Genomic DNA, 22584 nt, shown 5'->3' with positions numbered 1-22584 from the left:
GTGACGCCATTGTCGCAGAACGCGGGTTCGAACCGGTCTCGGCCCGAGTGATCTAATGGGGTCTCCGGAGTTGACATCGCTAGCAGGTCCGGCGAGACTGCCTGGGAGTCAGCGGAGCGGCAGGGGGATTCAAGAACAGATGGATCAGGCACGGCTACGAGCGGCTTTCGGTTCACATTTCGGGGCGAAGTGATGGCAGCACAAGGTTGGTTCAACCACTACGACGACCCAGATGAGTTTTGGGATGAAGAACCGATCATACGAAAGCCGACCTCCAACGGGTCGCACGTTACCTCTGCAGCCTTGCCCAACACCGTGGGCTTGAACCAGTCAGTACCCCCGTCGGACTTGCGCGCCACAGGCTCCTTTGGCGCAGAATCAATATGGTCGGCTCAGGATGATTTCAGCAATGCTGCATCCTCTAGCCATCAAGTCGGATCAAGATTCGCCATCATGGAACTCGATCGTGGCCTTTTGCCGACCAGCATCGACTTGCGCCCAGGTTGGGGTCGGTATGTGGCCCCGACCGAAGTTGGGGATGAGCTTATGCTTGCGTATCGAAAAGCGGTGTCAGTCGAATTCGAAACGGCGTATTCTGGGAAACGCCGCCCCTCTCCGGCTGATTTTTCTATCAACGCCGTACCGACAGTCCGGATCATGCTTATGGTCTTGCTGGAAACTGAAACGTGGCAAGAATTCAGTACCGTATCGAGCGCAGTCAACAGTGGCAGCCGACACGAAGTGCACGGGCATGTCATGGATTACGGTGGACAGCCGGTAGTGATAACCGGTGACAGGCGTTATCTGCGATCAATTGAAGTCGAAGCGCGGTGGGCGGCCAGCGTTCATGCCGATCGAATAGTGGACGAGGTTCTATGGTGTGTCGACCACCTGCGGTCGGAGCGTCCGCAGTTCAAGCCTCGCGGCGACTATTCGAGATATTCAGTTGAGGACTTGAAGTATCACGTGGACCGCCACCGGGTGCGGCTCTTGGATGAGTGGGTGGGGAATAATGAGTGATCAACTGAGACATTCCGCTCAGGCAATGGTGCATGCAATCAAGATGTGGCGTGCAGGCGCACAGGATTTTCAGGCTGCGAGCGCGATGGTGAACAAGCTTGAGATAAATTCCGCTGTGAATATACCGGTTCAACCGGGGGTTTCGTCGGCTGTGGGGACTTTCGACGAGACCCTGAGTAAGTATAAGCCTGCGCCGGCTTATTTTCGGGACCGGGCCAATGAAGGGGCGGCAGTATTCAATGAGATTGCTGATGTGCTCGAACACGCTCTTAACCAGTACGCTGATACCGACGAAACATTTGCGGCCGAGGTGCGCCGACTCCAAGGGCAAGTGGAGGGCGGGGCATGACCGATTTGATCAATCAGTTAAACAATGAGATTGTAACGATCAGAAAAAACATCGATGAAATCGGCAACCTGCCAGATAAAGTCGATGAATTCTGTGGCATATTGGCTGCATCAATACGTGCTGGTTATCTGGGGCCTGGCGTATTTACAGTATTCACCAGTGAACGTGCTATCGATGACCTCTACGAAGATCGGGACAGCATCAATTCTGCGATCCGCGAGGCATGGAACAAGCTAGAAATTACCGACCCAGACCTTGAGATTCCGGTCCAGCTCCTCACGATTTCGGATGAATGGCGAAATTTTAAAGGCCTGATACAAGCGGCTCGGGCGGATTTCGATAATACAGACTTGAGTAAGAATTGGGCGGGCGACGCTGCAGCGGCCTATGTTGGAGTCCGTGAGAGGCAAAAACTTGCACTTGAGTCATTGCCGCTCGCATGCGAGCAAATTGCGGTAAGCATCGGCAATCTGGCTATGGCCGAATTGGCGTTGTATTCTGAGCTTGCGCTCAAGTCCAGAGAAATGATAACCGAGGTGACTGGGCTCGTGGGAGGACTCCTGTCATCGACGGTAAAAGTCGTCGTCAACCCTTTTGCTCTAGGGGACTATATCGATGCAACCAGCAATCTGGCAGTTTCGATCGAGAACCTCAAGACACTAATTTTGGGTGTAGTTTCCGCCATGGCTACAAGCGCGGCGTCGAGAATCTCCGAGAATAACATGATTGGTCAGAGTTATTCCATTATTGACGGCCTTCACTATAATAAATGGCCGCCAGCAGTATCTGCGGCCTATACTGGTGGGTTGCGTGATGTAATCGGTGATGCCACCACGAGTGATGGGGACAAATCTGACTGGGATCCTGGTACCACAGTAGTTGTGGCGAGCTCATGAAGGTTGCAGGGTTCGCTGTTTTGGCTGTGGCGTTGCTAATTGGGGGGTGTGGTACTGATAGCCGAGAAGCTATGAAGGAGGAAACGGCAACGTCGACCGCAGCTTTTCCGTTCACGCCTAGTTCAATTACGCACGGCCAGTTGTGTGATGCGGTGTTGCAATTTTTTGCCGTAGAACTCGGCATTGCAGCTGCCCGCGTTTACCCACTCGACAATCGGGATGGAACGATGGAGATCGGCGGTCATTGTCCTATCCGGCGTGACGTGGATCTGATCGGCTACTGGCAATCTCGGGCCGATCCCTCACCCGATCCAACGGAAGGTCTCAGTGAATTCAATCGATCAATCGATGTCGGTCATACCGTATTGATAGCTGATAGTAGAACGGAGTCATCAGAAGCCTCTGGCGTGAAACTGGCTGCGCGAGTTGGTGGTTGGAATGCCCAGTTCGAGATTCGGAATACGAGTCTTCAAACTGTGTACGGGCCCCAGATGGTCACAGACGCACAATTGGAAGCTGCAGCTCGTTTTTTGGTTGACACTACTTCTCGGCTGGACACTGGCAAGTGGTGAGTACACCAGCAATGGGAAGTTTCCCCCCGTGGCTCGATGTCACCGGCGACGGACGCTACATTGAAACCCGAGGGGGCCGTGTCGCTCTCCGTCCCGGTACTCGTGACGAGCTCACAACACGTTTCGCGGGCTGGGTCGATCGGGCACATCGGCTCTCGAGCGAGCATCAGCGGGCGTTGATGTGAACCCACCGCAGGGTGCTCGGGTGATGGTGGCAGGCCGAATAGTCCTGCAATGCGTGGTGTGTCGCGGGGATCGCTTCCAGCATCGTCAGGTCAGCATGAACACGCCGGGGATGACGTTCATGGGCGGGGACTGGCTCAACAAAAGGGCGACGGGGGTCGTGTGTGTGCACTGCGGCTACGTCCACCAGTTCATGCTGCCGGTGCAATGGGAAACCCCACCGCCCGCCGGGTAAGTTCTTCTGATTGATTATCAGAAGTGATAACGTGGACATCATGGCCGGCGACCCGAACGACGTTAGTGATGAGCTTGGTGCCGTGCTGGAGTCGGCCGCCAAGCTGCAGGCATTGGTGCCGGATGCGGTGCTGGTCGGAGGCTCAGCGGCGGCGCTCTATGCGGGGCATCGTGACTCCTATGACCACGACCACGTTCTGCGCGACTTGCGAGACCGTTTCGACATGGTGCTCGAGGCCATCGAATCCGAGGGGGAGTGGGTTACCAACCGGGTGCGGCCGGGGAAGTTGATCCTTGGCAGACTGGGCGATATCGAGGCTGGGGTGCGGCAGTTGATCCGTGCTCGGCCGCTGGAAACGGCGACGATCGAACTCCCCTCGGGGCGCCAGTTGTGTGTACCGACGGCTGCGGAAACGCTGCGTATCAAGGCCTTCCTTATTGTGCGGCGCAACCAGGCCCGCGACTATCTCGATGTGGCCGCGATGACAGATGCGATGGGGATCGCCGAGGCGGTTACGGTGCTTGCGCACATCGATGACTACTACGCCGACCAGCGGATCGATGGACTGCCCGTCTCCTCTCAGATAGCGCGTCAGCTCGCTGATCCGCGCCCCGCAGACCCGTCGGTCACTCAGCAGTTGGCGGCGTATCGCAATCTCGATCACAAATGGCACGATTGGAATCGAGTGCGGGATCGGTGTCGGGAAGTGGCGATAGCTCTCGCGGGAGGCGGGGATGATGGTCCAGTTTCGTAATCTGAATATCTCTCCGGACGCGCCGGTTTCGGAATGGCCGACCGAAGCGGTGCAGACCGCGTTGGAGCGTGGCGACCTTCGTGATTGGCGGCGGATCGGTGCGGAGTTGCGGCGCGATCCGTGGGGGCGGATCGCGCGTCGGTTGGAAGAGGTCCTTTCGCACAGTCGTCCCTATGGGGTCGCCGAGTTGATGGAGGGCCTACTCGAGCGGGCACGCGAGCGCGCCGAGGCCGACGAGCGAAGAGAAGTTGCCGACGAAGTGCGTCGGGCGGTCGCCGATTCTGGGTTGACCAGCACCGAATTCGCCGCCAGCGTGGGAACTTCCGGCTCACGACTGTCCACCTACATGAGCGGCAAGGTTGTCCCCTCCTCGACGATGATGGTACGAATTCGTCGCGTGGCAGACCGCCACCGATCGGTCGCGTGACCCGCTCGGGACGCGGATGGTCGGTTGATGCGGGCGCAGCGGGATCGGTTGATCGAGCCGGCGCAGCGACTGCAGGGCGAGCACGGTTCGTTGACCGAGGCGGGGCGTGTGGCGGCGATGGGCTGAGCCGATGGGAGTGGACGCCGAGCATGCCCGGCGTCGTGCTGCGCAAGATCGTCTGGGGTGAGCATGCAGCGAAACGGCGGCGCGATCAGAGTGACGATGAAGTCCCGCAGGGCGGTCGCCGTGGACAGCCCTGCGGGATATCGGTCAAGCCAACGCGGAGTGTAGGTTCACCCACTGCTCCGGGTGGACATAGGCGACCACCGTGTCGTGGGCGATGCCTGCGCTGTGCAGAGCCGTGTCCACTCCCTGGTAGCGCGATTGCAGTGCGGTACCGACCGAGCCACCGATACCGGAGTATGCGGTGCGTACCAGTTCGGTGTAGGAGTCGCGGTGGGGGACAAGGGGTGTCGGGCGGCGGTCGAGTCGCAGGATGGCGGCGTCGACTGCCGGGATCGGGCGGAAACTCGTGCGGTGGATGTGGCCGCGTAGTTGCCAGTCGAACCATGGCCAGGTCAGGGCGGTTGTCAGGCTCCACCTTCCGTAGTCGCCGGTGTGTTTGCGGGCGTACTCGCGTTGGGTGAGCAGGGTCGCCGAGGTGAGGGCTGGTGCGCTCAGGCACCAGTCCACGATCCGTGCGGTGGCCGAAAACGGGATGTTGCCGACCACCGCGAACTCGGTGCGCGGGGCCTTGGCCTTGGTGAAATCGCCTCGGATCACCTGGATTCCGAGCTCACCTCTGGTCTGGGCCGAGAGCTTGGCCGCGAGCAGTGGATCGATTTCGTAGGCGGTGACCTCGGCCCCACGCCGGGCGAGTGCCCGGGTGAGCACGCCCTCGCCCGCACCGGGTTCGAGCACGGTACCGGCTGGATCGGCGACGGTCATCAGAAGTTCGACCGCACGGGGATCCACCAGGAAGTTCTGTGACAGCGTCCTTCTGTTCGAGTCACGCGACGTACGGTGGCTCCCACGCGCGGCGATCTTGCGCTGGGTGTGTGAATAGTTCTTGTGTGAATGGTCCTGCGCCACGGCAGTTGCCCCTTCGGGTCATCGAGTCGGAAGAGTCTCGATGGGCCCTGGGCGCGCCGGTGGACGCGAGAGTGCAGATCCGCGTCCGCTAGCGGGCCAGAGCCCGGGCGTGGCGGATGCGGATGAATACTGAGCACGACATGCGGATCACGCTAGAACTCGGTCCATTCGGTCGCAACCGAATTTCACGCCCCGCTGACCGTTCGTGTGCGCAGGGCGGCCACCGCCGACTCGGCGGCGATCAACGCGCTATTGATGGAAATCTCTCCGCGCATGCCGGGCGCGGCGACCATGTCACCGGCCAGGTACACCCCGTTGCCCCGATCGACGGCCGGACGGTCGCGCCAGGTGGTGCCCGGGAGGTGGAGGGCCCCGGTGCGGTTCTTCGCGGTGGCTTTGCGGTGGAAGGTCTTGCGGGAGCGCCAGTCCGGGATGGCGGCGTCGGCGAAGACTTCGAGGCGGTGGTGGGCGGCATCGCGGGATTCGCCCGGGCGGACGGGCATCTGGAGCTGGTAGAGGGATTCGCCCGCGGGAGCGATGGAGTCGTCCTGCATGGTGTAGGACTCGTGAAAGCCGCCTTCGTCCAGGTCGAACACCAGGCTGCGGTCGCGGCGGTCCTTGGTGACGGCGATGTCGAGGAGAGCCGCGAACCCGGATGTGCCGCGCGATATTTCGTCGCCGAGCAGACGGCGCGCCGAATCCAGGTCGGTCGCCACGATCACCGGGCCGTCGGTCGGCACGCTGTCCAGGCGCGAACCGGTTTCGATCGCGACGCCGAGTTCTGTTGCCCGCGTGACCATACGATCCACCGTGCGTTGCCACCCGCCGCGCACCCAGCGCACCGCCGGAACCTTCGCCCCGAGGACACGCTGGAAGAGGTCCCAGACGAACGCGGCCGAGAGCCGACCGGTCTCCGCGTCATAGGTGACCACACTGATCGCGTTGGCCATCCGGGTCGCGGTCCGCTGGCCCCAGCGCTCCGTCGCCCAGGTGTGGAAATCGATGTCCACCGGGGCTGTCAGGCGAGTTCGGGCTTGTGCGCGGAGCATGGCGATCGGCGGCATCCGGCGCAGCGTGCCCTCGCACCGGAACGCGACCTTCGCCGCGTCGAGGGGGGAGGGCCAGCCGAGTCCGTCGACGAAGCCGCGCTTCTTCAGCCAGGTGTAGTGCGGTCCGTCGGCGTAGAACACATGCGCGCCCTCGTGCACCACATGTGGTGGCTCGGTGGCGCGGCCCCGACCGCCGAGCGTGCTGTGTGCGTCGTGAAGACGCACGGCCGCACCGGTTTCGGCGACCGCGATGGCCGCTGTGAGTCCGGCCAGGCCGCCTCCGATCACCGTGACAGGTGTGTTCATGGTTGTTCCTCCTCGTTGCCCGCCCATTCGAGTCGGGCGGCGATCATTTCCGCGGTTGCTCTCAGATAGCTTTCGGCCTCGACATTCGCCGGATGGTCGCCGTCGAAGATGTCGCGGATCAGCCAGAAGTGCGCGATAGCACCGACGAGCACGGCGGCGGTGGCCTCCCAGTCCTGTTCGCGCCCAGGGGTTCCGGCCAGCTCGGCAAGTCCCCGGGTGAGCACCGGCATGACAACGGCGTACTCCTGCTGTCGGAAGACCTCGAGCATGTCGGCGGGAACCGAGTTGTCGCGCATCAGAATCCGGTTCACATCGCGATCGTGGTCGATCCGGTCCAGGCCGATCCGGCACAGCGCCGTCAGCTTGTCGACCAGTGATCCGGCGGGGGCGAGCGCGGCGGTGATCGAGAAGTCCGGCGCCAGGAACAGCTCCAACGCGCCGCGTTCGGACAGTCGCGACGACACCGCCTCGACCAGCAGTTCGTCCTTGGACCGGAAGTGCCGGTACAGCCCGCCGGCTCCGCTGGACAACCCCGCGGCTCGCTCGATCTGAGCCACCGAGGTCTTGGCGAACCCCTGCTCACCGAACAGCCGCAGCGCCTCGGTCATGATCCGCTCGCGCGTCGACGGCGTCACCGGCACCTCCTGCAGTAAGTAACCACTTACTTACAGACTGGGCCGCGATCGCTCCGCGCGCAAGAGCCGGATCGTGTGGCTCATCCCACGTGCGAGAAAGTAGGCAACTTTCTCGCAACCGGCTGGTTCGGACCGATTCATGGGGGTAAGCCTCCGATGACACTCTCGGCAAATCGGGCGGGAAGAGCGAAAGGAAGTGCTGTGGACAACTCCGTCGTCGCGATCGACTTCCAGCAAGGCTTCAATGACGCTTGGAGTTCGGTAGCGCAATTCGTGCCGAAATTGGTTGCCTTCATCGCCATCCTGCTGATCGGCTGGATCATCGCGAAAGTAGTGGCGAAGGTGGTGAACGCGGTGCTCGAGCGGGTCGGTTTCGACCGGCTGGTCGAGCGCGGCCAGATCAAGAAGATGATGGCCAAGAGCAAGTACGACGCCTCGGATCTGCTGGCCAAACTGGCCTACTACGCGATCCTGCTGATCGCGCTGCAGATCGGTTTCGGTGTGTTCGGCCCCAACCCGGTCAGTGACCTGCTCACCGGCATCGTGGCTTGGCTGCCGAAGGCGGCGGTGGCGATCGTGATCGTGGTGATCGCGGGTGCGGTCGCGCACGCGGTCGGCGAACTGGTCACCAACGCGCTCGGCGGGCTGTCCTACGGTTCGCTGCTCGGCAAGATCGCCTCGGTGTTCATCTGGGCGATCGGCATCATCGCCGCCCTGAACCAGATCGGTGTCGCCACCACGGTGACCACCCCGATCCTGATCGCCGTGCTCGCCACGATCGGCGGCATCCTCGTCGTCGGCGTGGGCGGTGGCCTGGTTCGTCCCATGGAGCAGCGCTGGAGCAACTGGCTCGGCAACATCGAATCGGAGATGCCCGCGCTCAAGGGTGAGGCGCAGGCCTACCAGCGCGGTCGTGAGGACGTGACGCGCGAGGGTCAGCGGGTGCCGGGTTCGCACACCCAGCAGACCCAGCAGGAATGGGCGACTCCCGGTGCGGGTGGCAGCCCGCAGGCCGGTGGCTACCCGCAGACGGGCCAGCGGCCCGGCTGGGGCGGGGAAACCGCGAGGTAGGAACCAACCGGCGCCGGCGTTCCGTCACCGCTTCGGTGGCGGAGCGCCGATTCCGGTTTCAGGCGCAGGCGTGGTGGCAGACGGCGGCCAGCCGATACTGCAGCCAGTCGGCGTCGTGCCAAGTCTGCGGTGCCACGCCGGCGAAGACCCCGGCCCGCTCGGCGACGACCTGATCGAGCAGGCCGCGCACGTATCCGGCCAGCAGGATGGCGAGCGGAAGCCGCGCCGACTCCTCGACTCCGTACTCGAGAATGTCGCGGACGGCGGCGGCGTGCTGGTCCAGCTGCGCCAGCACCCCGGGGTGCTGCGCGGCGGCGGCGGCCGCGGGGGCGCCGTATTCGATGTTCAACTGTCGCAGATGTCGCCGTGCCGAAATTTCGAGCAGTGCGGGGCCGAGCGAAAACACCACCAGATGGTAGCGAACCCGTCATGGACCGGCGAACGCGGCGCAACTTTACGATCCTATGCACAGACTTGCGTGAAGTGCCGCCCCGATGGATTCTGGGCAGGTATAACCGATTCGGGAGAACTTTCGGCAAACCAGCTCGGCGAGCGAAAGGATCTACGGTGCACGTCACCGATTCGGCGGTTCAGCTGCTGTGGGCGAATCCTGTCGTCGCCGCGGGCGCGGGTTACACGGCGCGCTCCGGGGTCACGGGGTTGCTGCGGCACCGGCCTTACGCGCGGGTGCTCGGCCGATTCGTCGCGGCTTTCATCTGGGGTAGCGGCGGAGTCGCCGCGCTCACCGCCCTCGGAGTCCCCCTCGGCCTCACCCTCCCGGTCGCTCTCACTGTGCTCACCGTGGTCGCCCTCACGCTCACCCTCGTCTTCGCCGGCGGAATGATCCGCCCCGCGCCCGCCGACTCGACTGACTGATCCGGCGTCGAAATCGACCGGCCTAGCGGAAAGCGTTCGCGTCGGTGAGCGCCTTGCCGAGCACCAGTTGATGCACCTCGGCCGTGCCCTCGTAGGTCAGCACCGACTCCAGGTTGTTCGCGTGCCGCAGCACCGGGTAGTCGAGGGTGATCCCGTTGGCGCCGAGAATCGTGCGGCATTCGCGGGCGATGCGGATCGCCTCGCGCGTGCTGTTGAGCTTGCCCGCGCTGATCTGTTCGCTCGTGATCTCGTGGCGGTCCTTCAACCGGCCGAGGTGCAGGGCCAACAGCTGTCCCTTGCCGAGCTCGAGCGCCATATCGGCCAGCTTGGCCTGGGTGAGCTGGTAGCCGGCGAGCGGCTTGTCGAACACCTCGCGGGTGCGGGCGTAGTCGACGGCGGCGGCGAGGCAGTCGCGGGCGGCGCCCAGCGCACCGAAGACGATGCCGAAGCGCGCCTCGCTCAAGCACGCCAGCGGCGAACTCAACCCGCGTGACTCGGGAAGTACCGCGTCGGCGGGCAGGCGCACGTCATCGAAATCCAGTGCGGCGGTGAGGGATGCGCGCAGCGACAATTTCCGGTGGATCTCCCGGGCGGTGAATCCAGGGGTACCCGCCGGGACGAGGAACCCACGCACCCGTGGTTTGTCGTCGCCGGGTTCCTCGGCATAGGCCCACACCACGGCGATATCGGCGACCGAGCCGTTGGTGATCCACATCTTCGACCCGTTGAGCACCCAGTCGTCACCGTCGCGGCGCGCGCGGGTGCGCATGCCGCCGGGGTTGGAGCCGTAGTCGGGTTCGGTGAGCCCGAAGCAACCGATCAGCTCACCGGCGGCCATGGCGGGCAGGTACTGCTGCTTCTGCTCCTCGGACCCGAAGAAGTGGATGGCCGTCATGGCGAGCGAGCCCTGCACCGACACCATGCTGCGCACACCGGAGTCCACCGCCTCGAGTTCCTGACAGGCCAGGCCGTAGGCGGTGGCCGACGCGCCGGCGCAGCCGTACCCCTCGAGGTGCATGCCGAGCAGCCCGAGCTTGCCGAGTTCGGGTGCGATCTCGCGGGCTGGGAAGGTGCCTGCCTCGAACCACTCCGCGATGTGCGGGCGAAGGCGCTTCTCGCCGAATCGGGCGACGGTATCCCGGATCTCACGCTCCTCCGGGGACAGCAACGCATCGATCGCGAACAACTCTTCCACGGTCACCATGGCGTCAGCTTAACCGTGGCGCCGTCACCGAATCGGGCACTTCGTGCAGGCGTGATACCCGTGCGCGAACGGCCGGATCCGGGCATCTAGTCTGAGTCCATGAGTGAGCTGGGATTCTCGACCAGGGCCGTGCACGCCGGATATGAACCCGATCCTCAGACCGGTGCGGTGAACGTCCCCATCTACGCGAGCTCCACCTTCGCCCAGGACGGCGTCGGCGGCATGCGCGGTGGATACGAGTACGCGCGCACCGGCAATCCGACCCGCACGGCACTGGAAGCCAACCTCGCCGCCCTCGAATCGGGCAGCTACGGTCGCGCCTTCGCCTCGGGTATGGCCGCGACCGACTGTGCGCTGCGCGCGGTGCTGCGCCCCGGCGACCACATCGTCATCCCCGACGACGCCTACGGCGGCACCTTCCGGCTCATCGACAAGGTGTTCAGCCAGTGGGGCATCGAGCACTCGCCCGCCCACATCGCCAACCTCGACGAGGTCCGCGCGGCCATCCGACCCAACACCAAACTGGTGTGGATCGAGACGCCGACCAACCCGCTGCTGAGCATCGGTGACATCCCCGCCCTCGCCGACATCGCGCACGCGGCGGGCGCCAAGCTCGTCGTCGACAACACCTTCGCCACCCCGTACCTGCAGCAGCCGCTGCTGCTCGGCGCCGACATCGTCGTGCACTCGACCACCAAGTACCTCGGCGGTCACTCCGACGTCGTCGGCGGCGCGCTCATCACCAACGACCAGGAACTCGACAAGGCGTTCGCCTTCCTGCAGAACGGCGCGGGCGCGGTGCCCGGCCCGTTCGACGCCTTCCTCACCCTGCGCGGCATCAAGACCCTCGCCGTGCGGATGGAGAAGCACTGCGACAACGCCGAGGTGATCGCGGAGTTCCTGTCGAACCATCCGGCCATCTCGAAGGTGATCTACCCGGGCATGCCGACGCATCCCGGCTACGAGGTCGCGCAGAAGCAGATGCGCCGCAGCGGCGGCATGATCTCGGTTCGCCTGGCCGGTGGCCGGGAGGCGGCACTCAAGTTCTGCTCGCGCACCACGATCTTCACCCTCGCCGAATCGCTGGGCGGCATCGAATCGCTCATCGAGCACCCGGGCGCCATGACCCACGCCAGCACCGAGGGCTCGGCCCTGGAGGTGCCCGCGGACCTGGTCCGGCTCTCGGTGGGTATCGAGGACATCAGCGACCTGCTCGCCGACATCGAACAAGCGTTGAGCTGAGCGGGGAACCAGAAAATGACGAAGCGGCCGCATCCGGTATCCGGGTGCGGCCGCTTGCGTTCGGGTTCTATTTCACGGGGCTCGAGGCGGCCGTGTTCAGCCGTGGTAGGGCTCCGCGCTGACCAGGGTCACCTTCATGGTGTTGCCGTTGGGCAGCGTGTATTCGCGGGTCTCGCCCACCTTGGCGTCGATCAGCGCGCCGCCGAGCGGGGAGTTCGGCGAGTAGGTCTCGAGATCGGTGGCGCCGAGGCCTTCTTCGCGGGTGGCGATCAGGAAGGTCTCGGTGTCGCTCTCGTCGCCGTCGTAGTAGACGGTGACGACCGAACCGGGCAGTGCCACACCGGACTTGGTGGGTGCCACGCCGACCTTGGCGTTGTTGAGCAGCTCCTGCAGCTGGCGGATGCGCGCCTCCTGCTGACCCTGCTCCTCACGCGCGGCGTGGTAGCCACCGTTCTCCTTGAGGTCGCCTTCTTCGCGACGCTCGTTGATCTCGGCGGCAATGACCGGACGATTGGCAATGAGCGAGTCCAGCTCACTCTTGAGCCTGTCGTGCGACTCCTGGGTAAGCCAGGTCACATTCTCGGTCATCTCGATCACTCCCTAGTAGTTGTTCCCGGCGCACCGGGATTCCCTGAAACCGGCGCCACGCCCCCGGTAGGAGGGCATGCACCAGCCCGACGGCTGGAGCGATCCTGGGGGTGAACCCGTAACCCGGAAACAGCATCGCTGGCCGCCAATGCAGCAAACACGGCTCCGAGCCCCGGAACCGTGTATCCAGCTATTTTAGCATGTCTCACAAAGATGCAGGTCAGGGCCGATCGAGCGGTGTCAGCGCAGCCGCAGATAGCTGGGCACGTCCTCGGTGCAGCCGTAGATGTCGCCCGCCGAGGGGCGGCTGGATGCCTTGACCGTGGTGCTCACCTGCACGCTGGTCGCCTCCGAGCCGGGCACGAGAATCTCGCGCCTGCCCACTTCGGCGCCGTCACGGTCCATCGCCCGCACGAAGCACACCACGGCGTTGCGCGGCTCGTCGCGGGTCACCTTCACCCGCATCTCCAACGTGGAGTCGTCTACGACCACGTAACCGAGCTGCTCGGTCTCGATCGCCTTCGGACCGTATTTCTGGAAACCGAGATAGGCGACCACGAAGCCGGCGACCACCACGCCGACACCGAGCAAAGCGAGCACCCAGGGGCGACGCACCGGTGGTTTTGTGCCATACCGTTCGGCGTGTCGCGCTGCTGAGGCGGCCGAGCTCGCGGCGGAGTGCGGTGCGGGCTCGGTCATCGGTCTCGCTCCCGGGGGTGGTCGGAACAAAAGTGGGGTCGGATGGAACTATAGGGACTGTAGTTCTGACACCCGCGAGCGAGAGCGATGGTGAACGAGACGTGAGTGGCCTTCGCCTCATGGCGGTGCACGCCCACCCCGACGACGAATCGAGCAAGGGCGCCGCGACCACGGCCAGGTACGCGGCCGAGGGCGTCGACGTCCTTGTCGTCACCCTGACCGGTGGCGAACGCGGCAGCATCCTGAACCCGGCCATGGACACCCCGGGTGTTCTCGACCGGATCGAGGAGATCCGGCGCGAGGAGATGGCCGCGGCCGCCCATGCGCTCGGCGTGCGCCAGCAGTGGCTCGGTTTCGTCGACTCCGGTCTGCCCGAGGGCGACCCGCTGCCGCCGCTGCCCGAGGGTTGCTTCGCGCTGGTCCCGCTCGAGGAGGCCACCGAGGCGTTGGTGAAGGTGGTGCGCGAGTTCAAACCGCACGTGATCACCACCTACGACGAGACCGGCGGCTACCCGCACCCCGACCACATCCGCTGCCACGAGGTGTCGGTCGCCGCGTTCGACGCGGCGGGCGACCCGGAGGCGTTCCCCGACGCGGGCGAACCGTGGACCCCGCTGAAGCTGTACTACGACCACGGCTTCAGCCAGAAGCGCCTGGAAACCTTCGCCGCCGAGTTCGAGCGTGAGGGCAAGCCGTTCCCGCTGCAGGAATGGCTGGACCGGATGCGTCAGTACGCGGCGGCGCGCGGCGACATCATGGCCCGGGTCACCACGCAGATCGAGTGCTCGAAATACTTCCCCCAGCGTGACGACGCCCTGCGCGCGCACGCGACCCAGATCGATCCCAACGGCGCGTTCTTCGCGATCCCGTTGGAGATGCAGCAGCGGCTGTGGCCGACCGAGGAGTTCGAATTGGCCAAGACCAGAGTATCCACCGCCATCCCGGAGACCGACCTGTTCGCCGGCATCGAGGACGCCGACCGGTGATTCTGGCTCTCCTCGCACAAGACCCCGGCACCCCGACCGGCCCGGAGTTCGGCAAGGCTTCCCCGCTCGGCCTGCTGATCGTGTTGATCCTGCTGGCCGGCACCGTCCTGCTGGTTCGTTCGATGAACAAACACCTCAAGGGCCTGCCGGAGACGTTCGAACCCGAACATCCCGAACCGGACCAGAAGGCCGACGAAGGCACCGACCCGGGGGCGATCCCGGACACCGGCGAGGGCACCGAACCGCCGAAACCGGCGGCGACCTAGCGGGCCAGATCGGCCACCAGTTCACCGATCAGATCGCGAGCGGCCTCGGCATGTTCGGCGATCTGCCGTGGCGCGCCGCTGGCGCTGAGCTCGATGGTCTTGTTGATCAAGCCGAACGCGATGATCAGCTGCCGCAGAGCAGCCCGGCGCTCGGACGGTGTCATGTCGGAAGCCGTCGGCTGGGTCATCGTCACAGCTAAGGGATCGCCGCAGGTGGCGGGTTCGTTTCGCCCGAGACGCAATCGTTGCCGCCGCGATCACCAGTCGATGAGGTCGAGTTCGTGCAGTCGGCGGAACACCATCATCGACCCGGGCGCCACCTGGGTCATGCCCGCGTATTCGCTGACCGTGAAGTACCGGAATTCGGCGATTTCCCCGGTGGCCTGCGGTTCGCCGGTGAGGTCGGCGAGGAAACACGTCATGTGCAGCGGGGTGTTGCGGCCGTGGCCGAACGCCTCGGCCTCGAAGATGCCGAGCTCGGAGACCCCGTCCAGACCCACGCCCAGCTCCTCCTCGATCTCGCGATGCAGAGCTTGTAAAGGGGTCTCGCCGGGATCGATCTTGCCGCCCGCCATGTAGAAGACATCCTTGCCTTCCGGGCGCGTCTGGATCAGCCTGCGGTCGCGAACATGGGCGAGGGCGGCGGTGCGGATCATGGTTTCACTCTATTGAGCGATCGGCCCCGGCTCACAGCGAACCGTCGGTGAGGAGCGTCGCACCCGCCCGGGCAGGCGGGTGCGACGGTGCCCGTCACCCGGTGACGCCGGGTTTCCCGGTTTCGATGTGACCCCGGAATTCGCGGACGAACGCGGGATCGCTGCTCACCGTGGCGGTGAGGTCGTACCAGCGTTTCCCGTACCAACCGGCATGGAAGATGTCGCGAGTCTGCGCGCCCGGGTCGACCTTGTACGTCCACGGACCGTCGGGGCGGTAGCGGTTGGCTTTCACGGTGAAAGTGACCGCGGTGGTGCCCTTGTTGCTGAACGTCAGCCAGAGGACTCCGTCCTCGTCGGCCGCTACCTGAGAGGTGACGTCGACGGTGGCGGCGGGCCCGCCGAGATTGCCCGCGGCGCGGCGAGCGAAACCGTTGGGGCCGTAGCAGGTGAGGTCGTAGCGTCCGGCGCCGTAGGTGATCACGTCGAAGTCGTCGGTGACCGACTGTCCCGGTGCGACATCGAAATGCCATGGCCCGTCGGTGCGCTCGGCGTTGACGAACACCGCGTAGTGGGTCGTTTTCGTGCCGCCGTTGCGCATCGTGAATCGGACTTTTCCGATGTCTTTGTGCTGGGTGGCGTCCGCGCCGGGCTGATAGGGCAGCGGTCGTGCGGTTTTGGTGCCGGATTCCTGGGCCGGTAGCGATTGCGGCTCCGGCGGTGCGGGTTTCGTCGGCCCACTGCCCGCCGTCGGCGTCGGCCGTGTGAAGGCCGGGTAGGCGTTCGAGGTGGTGGTGTCGAGCGTGGCGGTGAGGTCACCGCAGACCGATCGGCGCCAGTTGCTGATATTCGACTCCGCGACGCCGGTGACCCGCTCTAGGAACTGCAGGACCGAGGTGTGGTCGAACAGTTGCGAGCACACGTTGCCACCCCGGCTCCACGGCGAGACGACGGTCATCGGTACCCGCGCGCCGAGGCCTATCGGCACGCCGTTGACGAACTCGCTCGCTTCCGAGGCGGGCGGAATCGGCGGCGGGACGTGGTCGAAGTAACCGTCGTTCTCGTCGTAGTTGAGCAGGAATACCGTCTTGTTCCAGACGGATTCGTTGGCGGCGAGGGCGTCGAGTACCTGCCACACCAGTTCCGAGCCGGTGCTCGGGCCGTCCGAGGCCGGGTGCTCGCACTGGCTGGTCGGTGCCAGGATCCAGGAGACCTTCGGCAGCGTGCCCGCGTCGACCGCGGTACGGAAACTGGCCGCGACCTGTCCGGCGTCCACCCGGTCGAGGCCACGGTCGAACAGCGCGCGGTCAGCCGGGGTGAGCTTGGCCGCTTCCGCCCGCATCGCGGCGAGCAAGCTGGTCCGCTCCGCGCTGGCGGCGCCGCGAATCTTCCCGTAGAACGAATTCATGCTCTGGAAGCCGAGCGGTCCGACGACTTTGCGTGCCACGGCTTTGAATGTCGCGAAGAATTCGACGTTGTTGTTCTGGAAGTTGTCCCACTCCTGGAAGACGCGCCAGGAGACACCCGCCGCCTGTAATCGTTCCGGATAGGTCTTCCAGGTGTAACCGGCATGGGTGTCCTCGGAGTACGCGGCGTTGCCGATCGCTCGTGTTCCGTCCGGCTCGTTGCCGATCATTCCGCTGATGTGATAACTGCGGTTCGGGGACGTCGAGCCGATCACCGAGCTGTGGTAGGCGTCGCACACCGTGAAGGCGTCGGCCAGCTGGTAGTAGAAGGGGATGTCGTTGCGGTTGTAATGGCACATGGTGTGGGCGCCTTTGGCCGGCACCCAGTTGTCCCATTTGCCCTTGTTCCACGCCTGATGTCCGTCGTTCCAATAGTGCGGTGTACCAGCCAGTTTGTGGCTGTCGGTCTTATAGGGCAGCACGAAGCCACCGGAACCGTCCGGCTGGTGGAACACCGACTTCCCGTTGACCCGCAACCGGATCGCGTTCGGGTCGGCGAACCCGCGCACGCCTTTCGCCGAGCCGAAGTAGTGATCGAAGGAACGGTTCTCCTGCATGAGGATCACCACGTGCTGCACCACCTCCAAGCCGCCGGTCGGAGCGGGTGCGGCCAAGGCGCGCATGATGCTCGGGGGAAGCAAGGAGAACGCGGCGGCCGCGCCACCGACAGCGGCTGCGGAGCTCAGAAACTTTCGACGGTCCATACCGGGCCTTCTGGTGTCATAACGCTGGTGTGTAGGACAGGACGTCGCACGTATGCGATGGGTCCGAGACGTTAGGCAGGCATGGTGAAGCGAACGAAGCGGACAGATGAACGACTTGTGGCCCCCTGAGGGGCCACGAGGCGATCACCTGAACACGCGGTCCTGTTGGTCCGGGACGACGGTCCCGTCCGGTCGGCGAAGCGGCTGGCCCGTGCCGTCGGAGGCGGTGAATCCGGCCGATGCGCACGGATACGGTTCGGACTTGCGCGACTTCGGCGCGATGAACATCGGATTCACGACCCATTTCCCGTCGTCGGCTCCGTAGGCGTTGCACATCAGTTCGGTCTTGTTGCGGTTGATGACGAGCCGCAGCCCGGTCGCGTCACCGACGAAGACCACATCGGTGTCGGAGTCACCGGCGGCGAAGGCCGCGCGTCGGTCGGCGGGTAGTTGCCGGAAGGCAGCCGCGCCCCGGACGCCGAACACCTGCTCGTTGATCCGGCACCGCTTGCCGTCGATGTAGGTGATCACCTGATCGATGCCCTTGTCCCCACAGCCGGGAAGGTGCCCGGTGTAGACCCCCTTGTCGGCCAGCAGCGGGACGCCCATCACCTTGTCGCCGGTGATGCCGAGCTCCTCGGCCCATACCCGCACCACCGGTTCGGCCGACGCGGACACGATACGCACGTCGAAGCCGTTGTCCCGCAACACCTCGATCAGGTCCTTGATCTGGGAGTAGTACCGCACGTAGCCGTCGACCTCCGTGGTGCCGACCACCTGTTCGGTGCCCTCGGCGGCGGCCAGGTTCTGCTGCCGGGCGCTGCGCGCGAACTCGATGATCTGTGCCTCGGTGTAACCGCGCATCAGTTGCACGACGAGGGCGTAGCCGGGTGAGATGAGGCGGTGGTCGTAGTTCGCGAAAGCAGCCTTGCCCGTGGTGGTCTCGGCGTTGTCGGCGACCGAGATCAGTTCGTCGGCGCAGGCCGCGTCGGTCGAGGTGCGCAGTGGCGTGTCGGGCGCGGCATCGCCGCAGGCCGCCGCGAGCGCGGCGGTGGCCGCCGGGGTGAGGTGCGCGCCGACGGTGGCCCAGTCGCGGCCGACAGGTTGTAAGACCTTGTCGTTGGCCAACATCCAGTAGAACGTCGCGACACCGACGTCGTTCTTGACCACCGTGTTGTCCCAGTCGAACAGCGCCAGCGGTGCCGGTCCGGATGCCGCGGCACCACATCGGCCGTTCTCGCTGACGAACCGCGCGATGCGCTCCTTGTTGTCGCCGTACCAGTTCTCGGCCGGGTCGAGGGTCGAACAGGTCGCCGGCGCGGCGTCGGTGTTCTCGGAACCGCAGGCGACCGAGCTCATGAGGGCAGCGGTCATCGCCACCGCCGCGAGGGCGGAGATCTTCTTCATCAGGTTGGTCCTTTATTGATCCGTCGTGGCGACAGCCGGGATATCGGTGGTGCCGAGCGTGTCGGCACGGGAGGTGTCTTTGAGGTCGACACCCGATCGACCGAGCGCGCGTGCGCCCGCGACCAGCCCCGCCACCACCCGGGCGGCATCGGTGTAAATGAGGCCGTCGGGTGGGTGGATATTGGAGACGCAGTTGCGTTCGGCGTCGGTGCGGCCGGGGCGCGGTGCGTGTGTGAGATAGATGCCCAGGCTGTCGGCGACCGACAGGCCGGGGCGTTCGCCGATGATCACCAGCAGGGTCCGCACGCCCATGGCCTCGGCGATGTGGTCGCCCAGCGCCACCCGGGCCTGGGTGGCGATCACAGGTGGGGCGATGGTGTAGCCGCCGAGTTCGCCTGCCAGCGCGGACAGCAGGCCCGCGCCGTGGTCGGTGAGTGCGCGGGGAGACAGGCCGTCGGCCAGGACGATGCCGATATCGAAGTCGCCGTGGGTGATCGGTGACAGGTCGGCGGGGAGCCTGCCGAGATCGGGACGACGCAGGTACTCCGAGCGGGAGGCGGCCTTGCTCGTCACCGTCACCGGCTTGCCGAGCCCGACTTCCGCTATGCGGCTGACGAATTCGTCGAGAGCAAGCGGTTCGTGCACGGCGTCCCGGGCGGCGGCGTGGGCGGCGCGCAGGGCGAGCACCTCGCTGGTCGGCAGGGCGTTGCCGGTGCGGCCGAGTCCGATCCTGGACTGGGTGGTGCTGCGCAACTGAGCCCAGAAGTCTTGGGAAACATCGGTTTCGGAACCATTGCTCGTCTCCGGCACGGCCGCCGTATCCCGCACGATCTCGGCTTCGCGCGGCGAGTTCGAGCCGCTCATCGAGTGCCCGCCAGTGCGCGCAGAGGAGAGGTCAGCGGTTCCACTTGTCGCAGTCTGCCTTTCGCGTCGAGCATGCCGAGACCCGACAACCACGCCTCGAATTCCGGTGCGGGGCGAAGGTCAAGGACCTTGCGGGCATAGAGGGCGTCGTGGAAGCTCAGACTCTGGTAGCCGAGCATCACGTCGTCGGCACCGGGCACCGCGATGACGAAGGCGCAGCCCGCCGCGCCGAGCAGGGTGAGCAGGGTGTCCATGTCGTCGGCGTCGGCTTCGGCGTGGTTGGTGTAGCAGACATCGACGCCCATCGGCAGGCCGAGCAGCTTTCCGCAGAAGTGGTCCTCGAGCCCGGCGCGGATGATCTGCTTTCCGTCGTAGAGATACTCCGGCCCGATGAAGCCGACCACCGTGTTGACCAGCAGCGGCTCGAGATCGCGGGCCACGGCGTAGGCGCGCGCTTCCAGCGTCTGCTGGTCGACCGGCCGATTCCCCATGCCCAGATGAGCATTCGCGCTCAGTGCCGAACCCTGCCCGGTCTCCAGGTACATCACGTTGTCGCCGACCGTGCCGCGCCGCAGCGATCGACCCGCCTCGTTCCCCTCGCGCAGCAGCGAGATGTTCACGCCGAACCCGGAATTGGCGCCCTCGGTGCCCGCGATCGACTGGAAGACCAGGTCCACCGGCGCACCGGCCTCGATCAGGCCGATGGTCGTCGTCACGTGGGAGAGCACGCACGACTGGGTGGGGATGTCGAATCGCAGGCGCACCTCGTCGAGCAGGTGCAGCAGGTCGGCGGTGGCCTGCGGTGAATCGGTGGCCGGGTTGATGCCGATCACCGCGTCACCGCAGCCGAGCAGCAGGCCGTCGAGGGTGGCGGCGGCGATCCCGCGCGGGTCGTCGGTGGGGTGATTGGGTTGCAGGCGGGTGCTCAACCGGCCGGGCAGGCCGATGGTCGTGCGGAACGCCGACGTCACCGTGGCGGCCCTGGCCACCGCGATCAGGTCCTGGTTGCGCATGATCTTGCTGACCGCGGCAACCATTTCCGGGGTGAGACCGGGCGAGACGGCGGTCAGGGTCGCCGCCGCGTCGTCGGTCGCGGCGACGGCGAGCAGCCAGTCACGCAGCCCACCGACGGTGAGATGCGCGATCGGCGCGAAGGCCGCGCGATCGTGGCTGTCGATGATCAGCCGGGTGACCTCGTCGGACTCGTAGGGCACGACCACCTCGGTGAGGAAGGTCCGCAGCGGCACGTCCGCCAGCGCCCACTGCGCGGCCGCGCGCTCGGCGTCCGTGTCGGCCGCACAGCCGGCGAGCTGGTCACCGCTGCGCAGCGGCGTGGCCTTGGCCAGCAGGTCGACCAGTCCGTCGAAGGTGTAGGTGGTGACGTCGATGGTGCTGCGGTACTTCGTCATCGAAGTGCGGCGCCGGTCGGCGCCGTCCTCCTCTCGCGAGTGCGTGGGTGACGCTCGGCAGACACGGCCGAGCGGGGGACAACGGTCAGCGGATCACTCGAGTTCCTCTTCGGCTTTCGCCAGCGCGGCGAATTCCTCGTCGGGCGACTTGGCGACCAGGTGGTGGCGACTGTAGAGCCCGAAGTACGCCATGAAGGCGCAGAACACGCCGAGGGTGAACAGCGCGGCCTTCGGGTCGACCAGGAAGGTCGCCGCCACCGAGGCGGCCGCGATCACCAGCGCGAACGAGGTGGTGGCGATGCCGCCGGGGGTCCGGTAGGGGCGGGGCATGTTCGGTTCACGGACGCGAAGCACGATGTGGCTCACCATCATCAGCACGTAGCTCACGGCCGCGCCGAACACGGCCATGTTGAGCAGCATCGCTCCCTCACCGGTGAGCGAGAGGGCGAAGCCGATGATGCCGGGCACGACCAGCGCGAGCACCGGCGCCTTACGGGAGTTGGTCACCGACAGGCTGGTCGGCAGGTACCCGGCGCGGGAGAGCGCGAAGGTCTGGCGCGAGTACGCGTAGACGATGGAGAAGAAGCTGGCAACGAGTCCGGCCAGGCCGATGTAGTTGACGACCTTGGCCGCCGGGCTGTCGCCGAGCGCCTCGACCAGCGGGTTGCCCGAGGCGGAGGCGTCCTGGGCGCCGAGCGCACCGGTCACCAGGAACAGCACCACCGCGCCGGTCACCATCAGCATCAGCATCGCCACGATGATGCCCTTCGGCACGTTCTTCTCCGGTTCGCGTGCCTCCTCGGCGGCCAGCGGCACGCCTTCGACGGCGAGGAAGAACCAGATGGCGAACGGGATCGCCGCCCAGATGCCCAGATAGCCGAACGGGAGGAACGCCGAGGAGCCGGTGGCCGCCGCGTCGGGCGCGATGTTCGTCAGGTTCGCGGCGTCGAACCGGCCGACCGCCGCGATCGCGAACACGACCAGGCCGACCAGCGCGATCGCGGTGATCACGAACATCGCCTTGAGCGCCTCACCGGCGCCACCGAGATGGATGCCGATGAACAGCGCGTACACCGCCAGGTACACCCACCAGCCGTCGGTGATCCCGAACAGGTTCAGCGATTCCACATAGGCGCCGATGAAGGTGGCGATGGCGGCGGGCGCGATCGCGTACTCGATGAGAACCGCTGTGCCCGTGGCGAACCCACCCCACGGCCCGAGAGCGCGCCGGGCGAAGGTGTAGCCACCGCCCGCGGCGGGCAGCGCCGAGGACAGTTCGGCCATGCCGAGGACCATGGCCAGATACATGCCCGCGATGATCACCGAGGCGATCAGCAGGCCACCGAATCCGCCTTCGGCCAGGCCGAAATTCCAGCCGGAATAGTCGCCGGAGATCACGTAGCTCACGCCGAGACCGGCCAGCAGCACCCAGCCGGCGGTGCCGGACCGGAGAGTGCGTTTGGCGAGATAGTCGTCGGCGGGTGGTTGGGCGGTGCGTTTGGCGAGGTGACCGTCGGCGGGTGGGTCGGCGGTGGGCGCGGGAACGGCGTCGGTACTCACAGGTAAAGCTCCTCATCAACAAACAAGCGCGTAGCGACGGCAACGGTGATCGTCGAGGGTTGAAGAATGGT

General features: G+C 65.4%; 25 protein-coding genes and 1 pseudogene. 12 read left to right on the top strand and 14 right to left on the bottom strand.

The features are described from left to right. Positions 1 to 192: 192 nt before the first annotated feature. The 7 genes from AB0I19_RS12685 (at position 193) to AB0I19_RS12655 (ending at position 4436) form a co-directional block, all read left to right on the top strand. Positions 193 to 1020 carry a hypothetical protein gene (locus AB0I19_RS12685; RefSeq protein WP_357147911.1) on the top strand — a complete coding sequence of 276 codons (828 nt, stop codon included), beginning with the start codon at positions 193 to 195 and terminating at the stop codon, positions 1018 to 1020. Beyond that, the gene (locus tag AB0I19_RS12680; protein WP_357147908.1) at positions 1013 to 1369 is read left to right on the top strand and encodes a hypothetical protein; all 357 of its coding nucleotides are present in this window, start codon (positions 1013 to 1015) and stop codon (positions 1367 to 1369) included. Before AB0I19_RS12685 ends, AB0I19_RS12680 begins: the two co-directional genes overlap by 8 nt. Then, positions 1366 to 2265 carry a hypothetical protein gene (locus tag AB0I19_RS12675; protein WP_357147906.1) on the top strand — a complete coding sequence of 300 codons (900 nt, stop codon included), beginning with the start codon at positions 1366 to 1368 and terminating at the stop codon, positions 2263 to 2265. Before AB0I19_RS12680 ends, AB0I19_RS12675 begins: the two co-directional genes overlap by 4 nt. A 71-nt stretch (positions 2266 to 2336) precedes the next feature. Further along, complete coding sequence (locus AB0I19_RS12670; RefSeq protein ID WP_357147903.1) at positions 2337 to 2837, top strand: hypothetical protein; 501 nt, start codon at positions 2337 to 2339, stop codon at positions 2835 to 2837. A gap of 280 nt (positions 2838 to 3117) precedes the next feature. After that, positions 3118 to 3255 (top strand): hypothetical protein, encoded by a 138-nt coding sequence (locus tag AB0I19_RS12665; RefSeq protein ID WP_357147900.1) that lies wholly within the window; start codon positions 3118 to 3120, stop codon positions 3253 to 3255. 40 nt (positions 3256 to 3295) lie between these two features. After that, positions 3296 to 4009, top strand: a complete 714-nt coding sequence (locus AB0I19_RS12660; RefSeq protein ID WP_357147897.1) for a hypothetical protein — start codon at positions 3296 to 3298, stop codon at positions 4007 to 4009. Next, complete coding sequence (locus tag AB0I19_RS12655) at positions 3990 to 4436, top strand: XRE family transcriptional regulator (protein ID WP_357147895.1); 447 nt, start codon at positions 3990 to 3992, stop codon at positions 4434 to 4436. Before AB0I19_RS12660 ends, AB0I19_RS12655 begins: the two co-directional genes overlap by 20 nt. 270 nt (positions 4437 to 4706) lie before the next feature. Here AB0I19_RS12655 and erm read toward each other — a convergent pair whose 3' ends face one another. From erm to AB0I19_RS12640, 3 genes are all read right to left on the bottom strand, one after another. Next, positions 4707 to 5528, bottom strand: coding sequence for a 23S ribosomal RNA methyltransferase Erm (gene erm, locus AB0I19_RS12650; protein ID WP_357147892.1), 822 nt, complete (start codon positions 5526 to 5528; stop codon positions 4707 to 4709). Between the two features lie 185 nt (positions 5529 to 5713). Beyond that, positions 5714 to 6883, bottom strand: a complete 1170-nt coding sequence (locus tag AB0I19_RS12645) for an NAD(P)-binding protein (RefSeq protein ID WP_357147889.1) — start codon at positions 6881 to 6883, stop codon at positions 5714 to 5716. Next, positions 6880 to 7518, bottom strand: coding sequence for a helix-turn-helix domain-containing protein (locus tag AB0I19_RS12640; RefSeq protein WP_357147886.1), 639 nt, complete (start codon positions 7516 to 7518; stop codon positions 6880 to 6882). Before AB0I19_RS12640 ends, AB0I19_RS12645 begins: the two co-directional genes overlap by 4 nt. A gap of 201 nt (positions 7519 to 7719) precedes the next feature. Between AB0I19_RS12640 and AB0I19_RS12635 the strand changes: the two genes are divergently transcribed. Next, positions 7720 to 8589, top strand: a complete 870-nt coding sequence (locus AB0I19_RS12635) for a hypothetical protein (protein WP_357147883.1) — start codon at positions 7720 to 7722, stop codon at positions 8587 to 8589. Between the two features lie 58 nt (positions 8590 to 8647). Here AB0I19_RS12635 and AB0I19_RS12630 read toward each other — a convergent pair whose 3' ends face one another. Next, positions 8648 to 8995: a DUF6401 family natural product biosynthesis protein gene (locus AB0I19_RS12630; RefSeq protein ID WP_357147880.1), complete on the bottom strand. Its 348-nt coding sequence runs from the start codon at positions 8993 to 8995 to the stop codon at positions 8648 to 8650. A 161-nt stretch (positions 8996 to 9156) separates the two neighbouring features. Here AB0I19_RS12630 and AB0I19_RS12625 point away from each other — a divergent pair, with 161 nt between their 5' ends. Further along, complete coding sequence (locus AB0I19_RS12625; protein ID WP_357147877.1) at positions 9157 to 9465, top strand: hypothetical protein; 309 nt, start codon at positions 9157 to 9159, stop codon at positions 9463 to 9465. A gap of 22 nt (positions 9466 to 9487) precedes the next feature. Here AB0I19_RS12625 and AB0I19_RS12620 read toward each other — a convergent pair whose 3' ends face one another. Beyond that, on the bottom strand, positions 9488 to 10669 hold the full coding sequence (locus tag AB0I19_RS12620) for an acyl-CoA dehydrogenase family protein (RefSeq protein WP_067485621.1): 1182 nt from the start codon (positions 10667 to 10669) through the stop codon (positions 9488 to 9490). A 99-nt stretch (positions 10670 to 10768) separates the two neighbouring features. Here AB0I19_RS12620 and AB0I19_RS12615 point away from each other — a divergent pair, with 99 nt between their 5' ends. Beyond that, positions 10769 to 11911, top strand: coding sequence for a cystathionine gamma-synthase (locus AB0I19_RS12615; RefSeq protein WP_181696617.1), 1143 nt, complete (start codon positions 10769 to 10771; stop codon positions 11909 to 11911). 96 nt (positions 11912 to 12007) lie between these two features. Here AB0I19_RS12615 and greA read toward each other — a convergent pair whose 3' ends face one another. Beyond that, on the bottom strand, positions 12008 to 12499 hold the full coding sequence (greA, locus tag AB0I19_RS12610) for a transcription elongation factor GreA (RefSeq protein WP_067485978.1): 492 nt from the start codon (positions 12497 to 12499) through the stop codon (positions 12008 to 12010). 240 nt (positions 12500 to 12739) lie between these two features. Next, on the bottom strand, positions 12740 to 13198 hold the full coding sequence (locus AB0I19_RS12605) for a DUF4307 domain-containing protein (RefSeq protein ID WP_067637835.1): 459 nt from the start codon (positions 13196 to 13198) through the stop codon (positions 12740 to 12742). 119 nt (positions 13199 to 13317) lie between these two features. Between AB0I19_RS12605 and mca the strand changes: the two genes are divergently transcribed. Further along, positions 13318 to 14184, top strand: a complete 867-nt coding sequence (gene mca / locus AB0I19_RS12600) for a mycothiol conjugate amidase Mca (protein ID WP_133733926.1) — start codon at positions 13318 to 13320, stop codon at positions 14182 to 14184. Next, positions 14181 to 14450: a hypothetical protein gene (locus tag AB0I19_RS12595; protein ID WP_357147872.1), complete on the top strand. Its 270-nt coding sequence runs from the start codon at positions 14181 to 14183 to the stop codon at positions 14448 to 14450. Before mca ends, AB0I19_RS12595 begins: the two co-directional genes overlap by 4 nt. Here the strand turns inward: AB0I19_RS12595 and AB0I19_RS12590 are convergent. From AB0I19_RS12590 to eat, 7 genes and pseudogenes are all read right to left on the bottom strand, one after another. After that, positions 14447 to 14638 (bottom strand): hypothetical protein, encoded by a 192-nt coding sequence (locus AB0I19_RS12590; protein ID WP_067485629.1) that lies wholly within the window; start codon positions 14636 to 14638, stop codon positions 14447 to 14449. The genes AB0I19_RS12595 and AB0I19_RS12590 overlap by 4 nt on opposite strands. Before the next feature lie 69 nt (positions 14639 to 14707). Next, the gene (locus AB0I19_RS12585) at positions 14708 to 15106 is read right to left on the bottom strand and encodes an NUDIX domain-containing protein (RefSeq protein ID WP_067485630.1); all 399 of its coding nucleotides are present in this window, start codon (positions 15104 to 15106) and stop codon (positions 14708 to 14710) included. Positions 15107 to 15200: 94 nt separating this feature from the next. Beyond that, complete coding sequence (locus AB0I19_RS12580; protein ID WP_357147869.1) at positions 15201 to 17273, bottom strand: phosphocholine-specific phospholipase C; 2073 nt, start codon at positions 17271 to 17273, stop codon at positions 15201 to 15203. A 144-nt stretch (positions 17274 to 17417) separates the two neighbouring features. Continuing rightward, on the bottom strand, positions 17418 to 18680 hold the full coding sequence (locus tag AB0I19_RS12575) for a haloacid dehalogenase-like hydrolase (protein WP_357147866.1): 1263 nt from the start codon (positions 18678 to 18680) through the stop codon (positions 17418 to 17420). 12 nt (positions 18681 to 18692) lie between these two features. Beyond that, on the bottom strand, positions 18693 to 19544 hold the full coding sequence (gene eutC / locus AB0I19_RS12570; RefSeq protein WP_357147863.1) for an ethanolamine ammonia-lyase subunit EutC: 852 nt from the start codon (positions 19542 to 19544) through the stop codon (positions 18693 to 18695). Next, complete coding sequence (locus AB0I19_RS12565) at positions 19541 to 20953, bottom strand: ethanolamine ammonia-lyase subunit EutB (protein ID WP_357147860.1); 1413 nt, start codon at positions 20951 to 20953, stop codon at positions 19541 to 19543. Before AB0I19_RS12565 ends, eutC begins: the two co-directional genes overlap by 4 nt. A 93-nt stretch (positions 20954 to 21046) precedes the next feature. Continuing rightward, positions 21047 to 22426, bottom strand: a pseudogene (eat, locus tag AB0I19_RS12560) (ethanolamine permease); the annotation flags it as partial. Between the last annotated feature and the right edge of the window lie 158 nt (positions 22427 to 22584).

It is taken from the genome of Nocardia sp. NPDC050413, from assembly GCF_040655475.1.
Lineage (GTDB): Bacteria > Actinomycetota > Actinomycetes > Mycobacteriales > Mycobacteriaceae > Nocardia > Nocardia coubleae.
The sequence above is the reverse complement of the archived record's forward strand: the minus strand, read 5'-3'. Positions and strand labels throughout refer to the sequence as shown.

Excerpts from the sequence above, each read along its gene's own strand:
- AB0I19_RS12585 (WP_067485630.1), bottom strand. The coding sequence starts at position 15,106 with ATGATCCGCACCGCCGCCCTCGCCCATGTTCGCGACCGCAGGCTGATC.
- mca (WP_133733926.1), top strand. The coding sequence starts at position 13,318 with ATGGCGGTGCACGCCCACCCCGACGACGAATCGAGCAAGGGCGCCGCG.
- AB0I19_RS12675 (WP_357147906.1), top strand. The coding sequence starts at position 1,366 with ATGACCGATTTGATCAATCAGTTAAACAATGAGATTGTAACGATCAGA.
- AB0I19_RS12665 (WP_357147900.1), top strand. The coding sequence starts at position 3,118 with ATGAACACGCCGGGGATGACGTTCATGGGCGGGGACTGGCTCAACAAA.
- AB0I19_RS12580 (WP_357147869.1), bottom strand. The coding sequence starts at position 17,273 with ATGGACCGTCGAAAGTTTCTGAGCTCCGCAGCCGCTGTCGGTGGCGCG.
- AB0I19_RS12590 (WP_067485629.1), bottom strand. The coding sequence starts at position 14,638 with ATGACCCAGCCGACGGCTTCCGACATGACACCGTCCGAGCGCCGGGCT.
- AB0I19_RS12565 (WP_357147860.1), bottom strand. The coding sequence starts at position 20,953 with ATGACGAAGTACCGCAGCACCATCGACGTCACCACCTACACCTTCGAC.
- AB0I19_RS12615 (WP_181696617.1), top strand. The coding sequence starts at position 10,769 with ATGAGTGAGCTGGGATTCTCGACCAGGGCCGTGCACGCCGGATATGAA.
- greA (WP_067485978.1), bottom strand. The coding sequence starts at position 12,499 with ATGACCGAGAATGTGACCTGGCTTACCCAGGAGTCGCACGACAGGCTC.
- eutC (WP_357147863.1), bottom strand. The coding sequence starts at position 19,544 with ATGAGCGGCTCGAACTCGCCGCGCGAAGCCGAGATCGTGCGGGATACG.
- AB0I19_RS12645 (WP_357147889.1), bottom strand. The coding sequence starts at position 6,883 with ATGAACACACCTGTCACGGTGATCGGAGGCGGCCTGGCCGGACTCACA.
- AB0I19_RS12655 (WP_357147895.1), top strand. The coding sequence starts at position 3,990 with ATGATGGTCCAGTTTCGTAATCTGAATATCTCTCCGGACGCGCCGGTT.
- AB0I19_RS12575 (WP_357147866.1), bottom strand. The coding sequence starts at position 18,680 with ATGAAGAAGATCTCCGCCCTCGCGGCGGTGGCGATGACCGCTGCCCTC.
- AB0I19_RS12660 (WP_357147897.1), top strand. The coding sequence starts at position 3,296 with ATGGCCGGCGACCCGAACGACGTTAGTGATGAGCTTGGTGCCGTGCTG.
- AB0I19_RS12605 (WP_067637835.1), bottom strand. The coding sequence starts at position 13,198 with ATGACCGAGCCCGCACCGCACTCCGCCGCGAGCTCGGCCGCCTCAGCA.
- AB0I19_RS12620 (WP_067485621.1), bottom strand. The coding sequence starts at position 10,669 with ATGGTGACCGTGGAAGAGTTGTTCGCGATCGATGCGTTGCTGTCCCCG.
- AB0I19_RS12685 (WP_357147911.1), top strand. The coding sequence starts at position 193 with ATGGCAGCACAAGGTTGGTTCAACCACTACGACGACCCAGATGAGTTT.
- AB0I19_RS12680 (WP_357147908.1), top strand. The coding sequence starts at position 1,013 with ATGAGTGATCAACTGAGACATTCCGCTCAGGCAATGGTGCATGCAATC.
- AB0I19_RS12670 (WP_357147903.1), top strand. The coding sequence starts at position 2,337 with ATGAAGGAGGAAACGGCAACGTCGACCGCAGCTTTTCCGTTCACGCCT.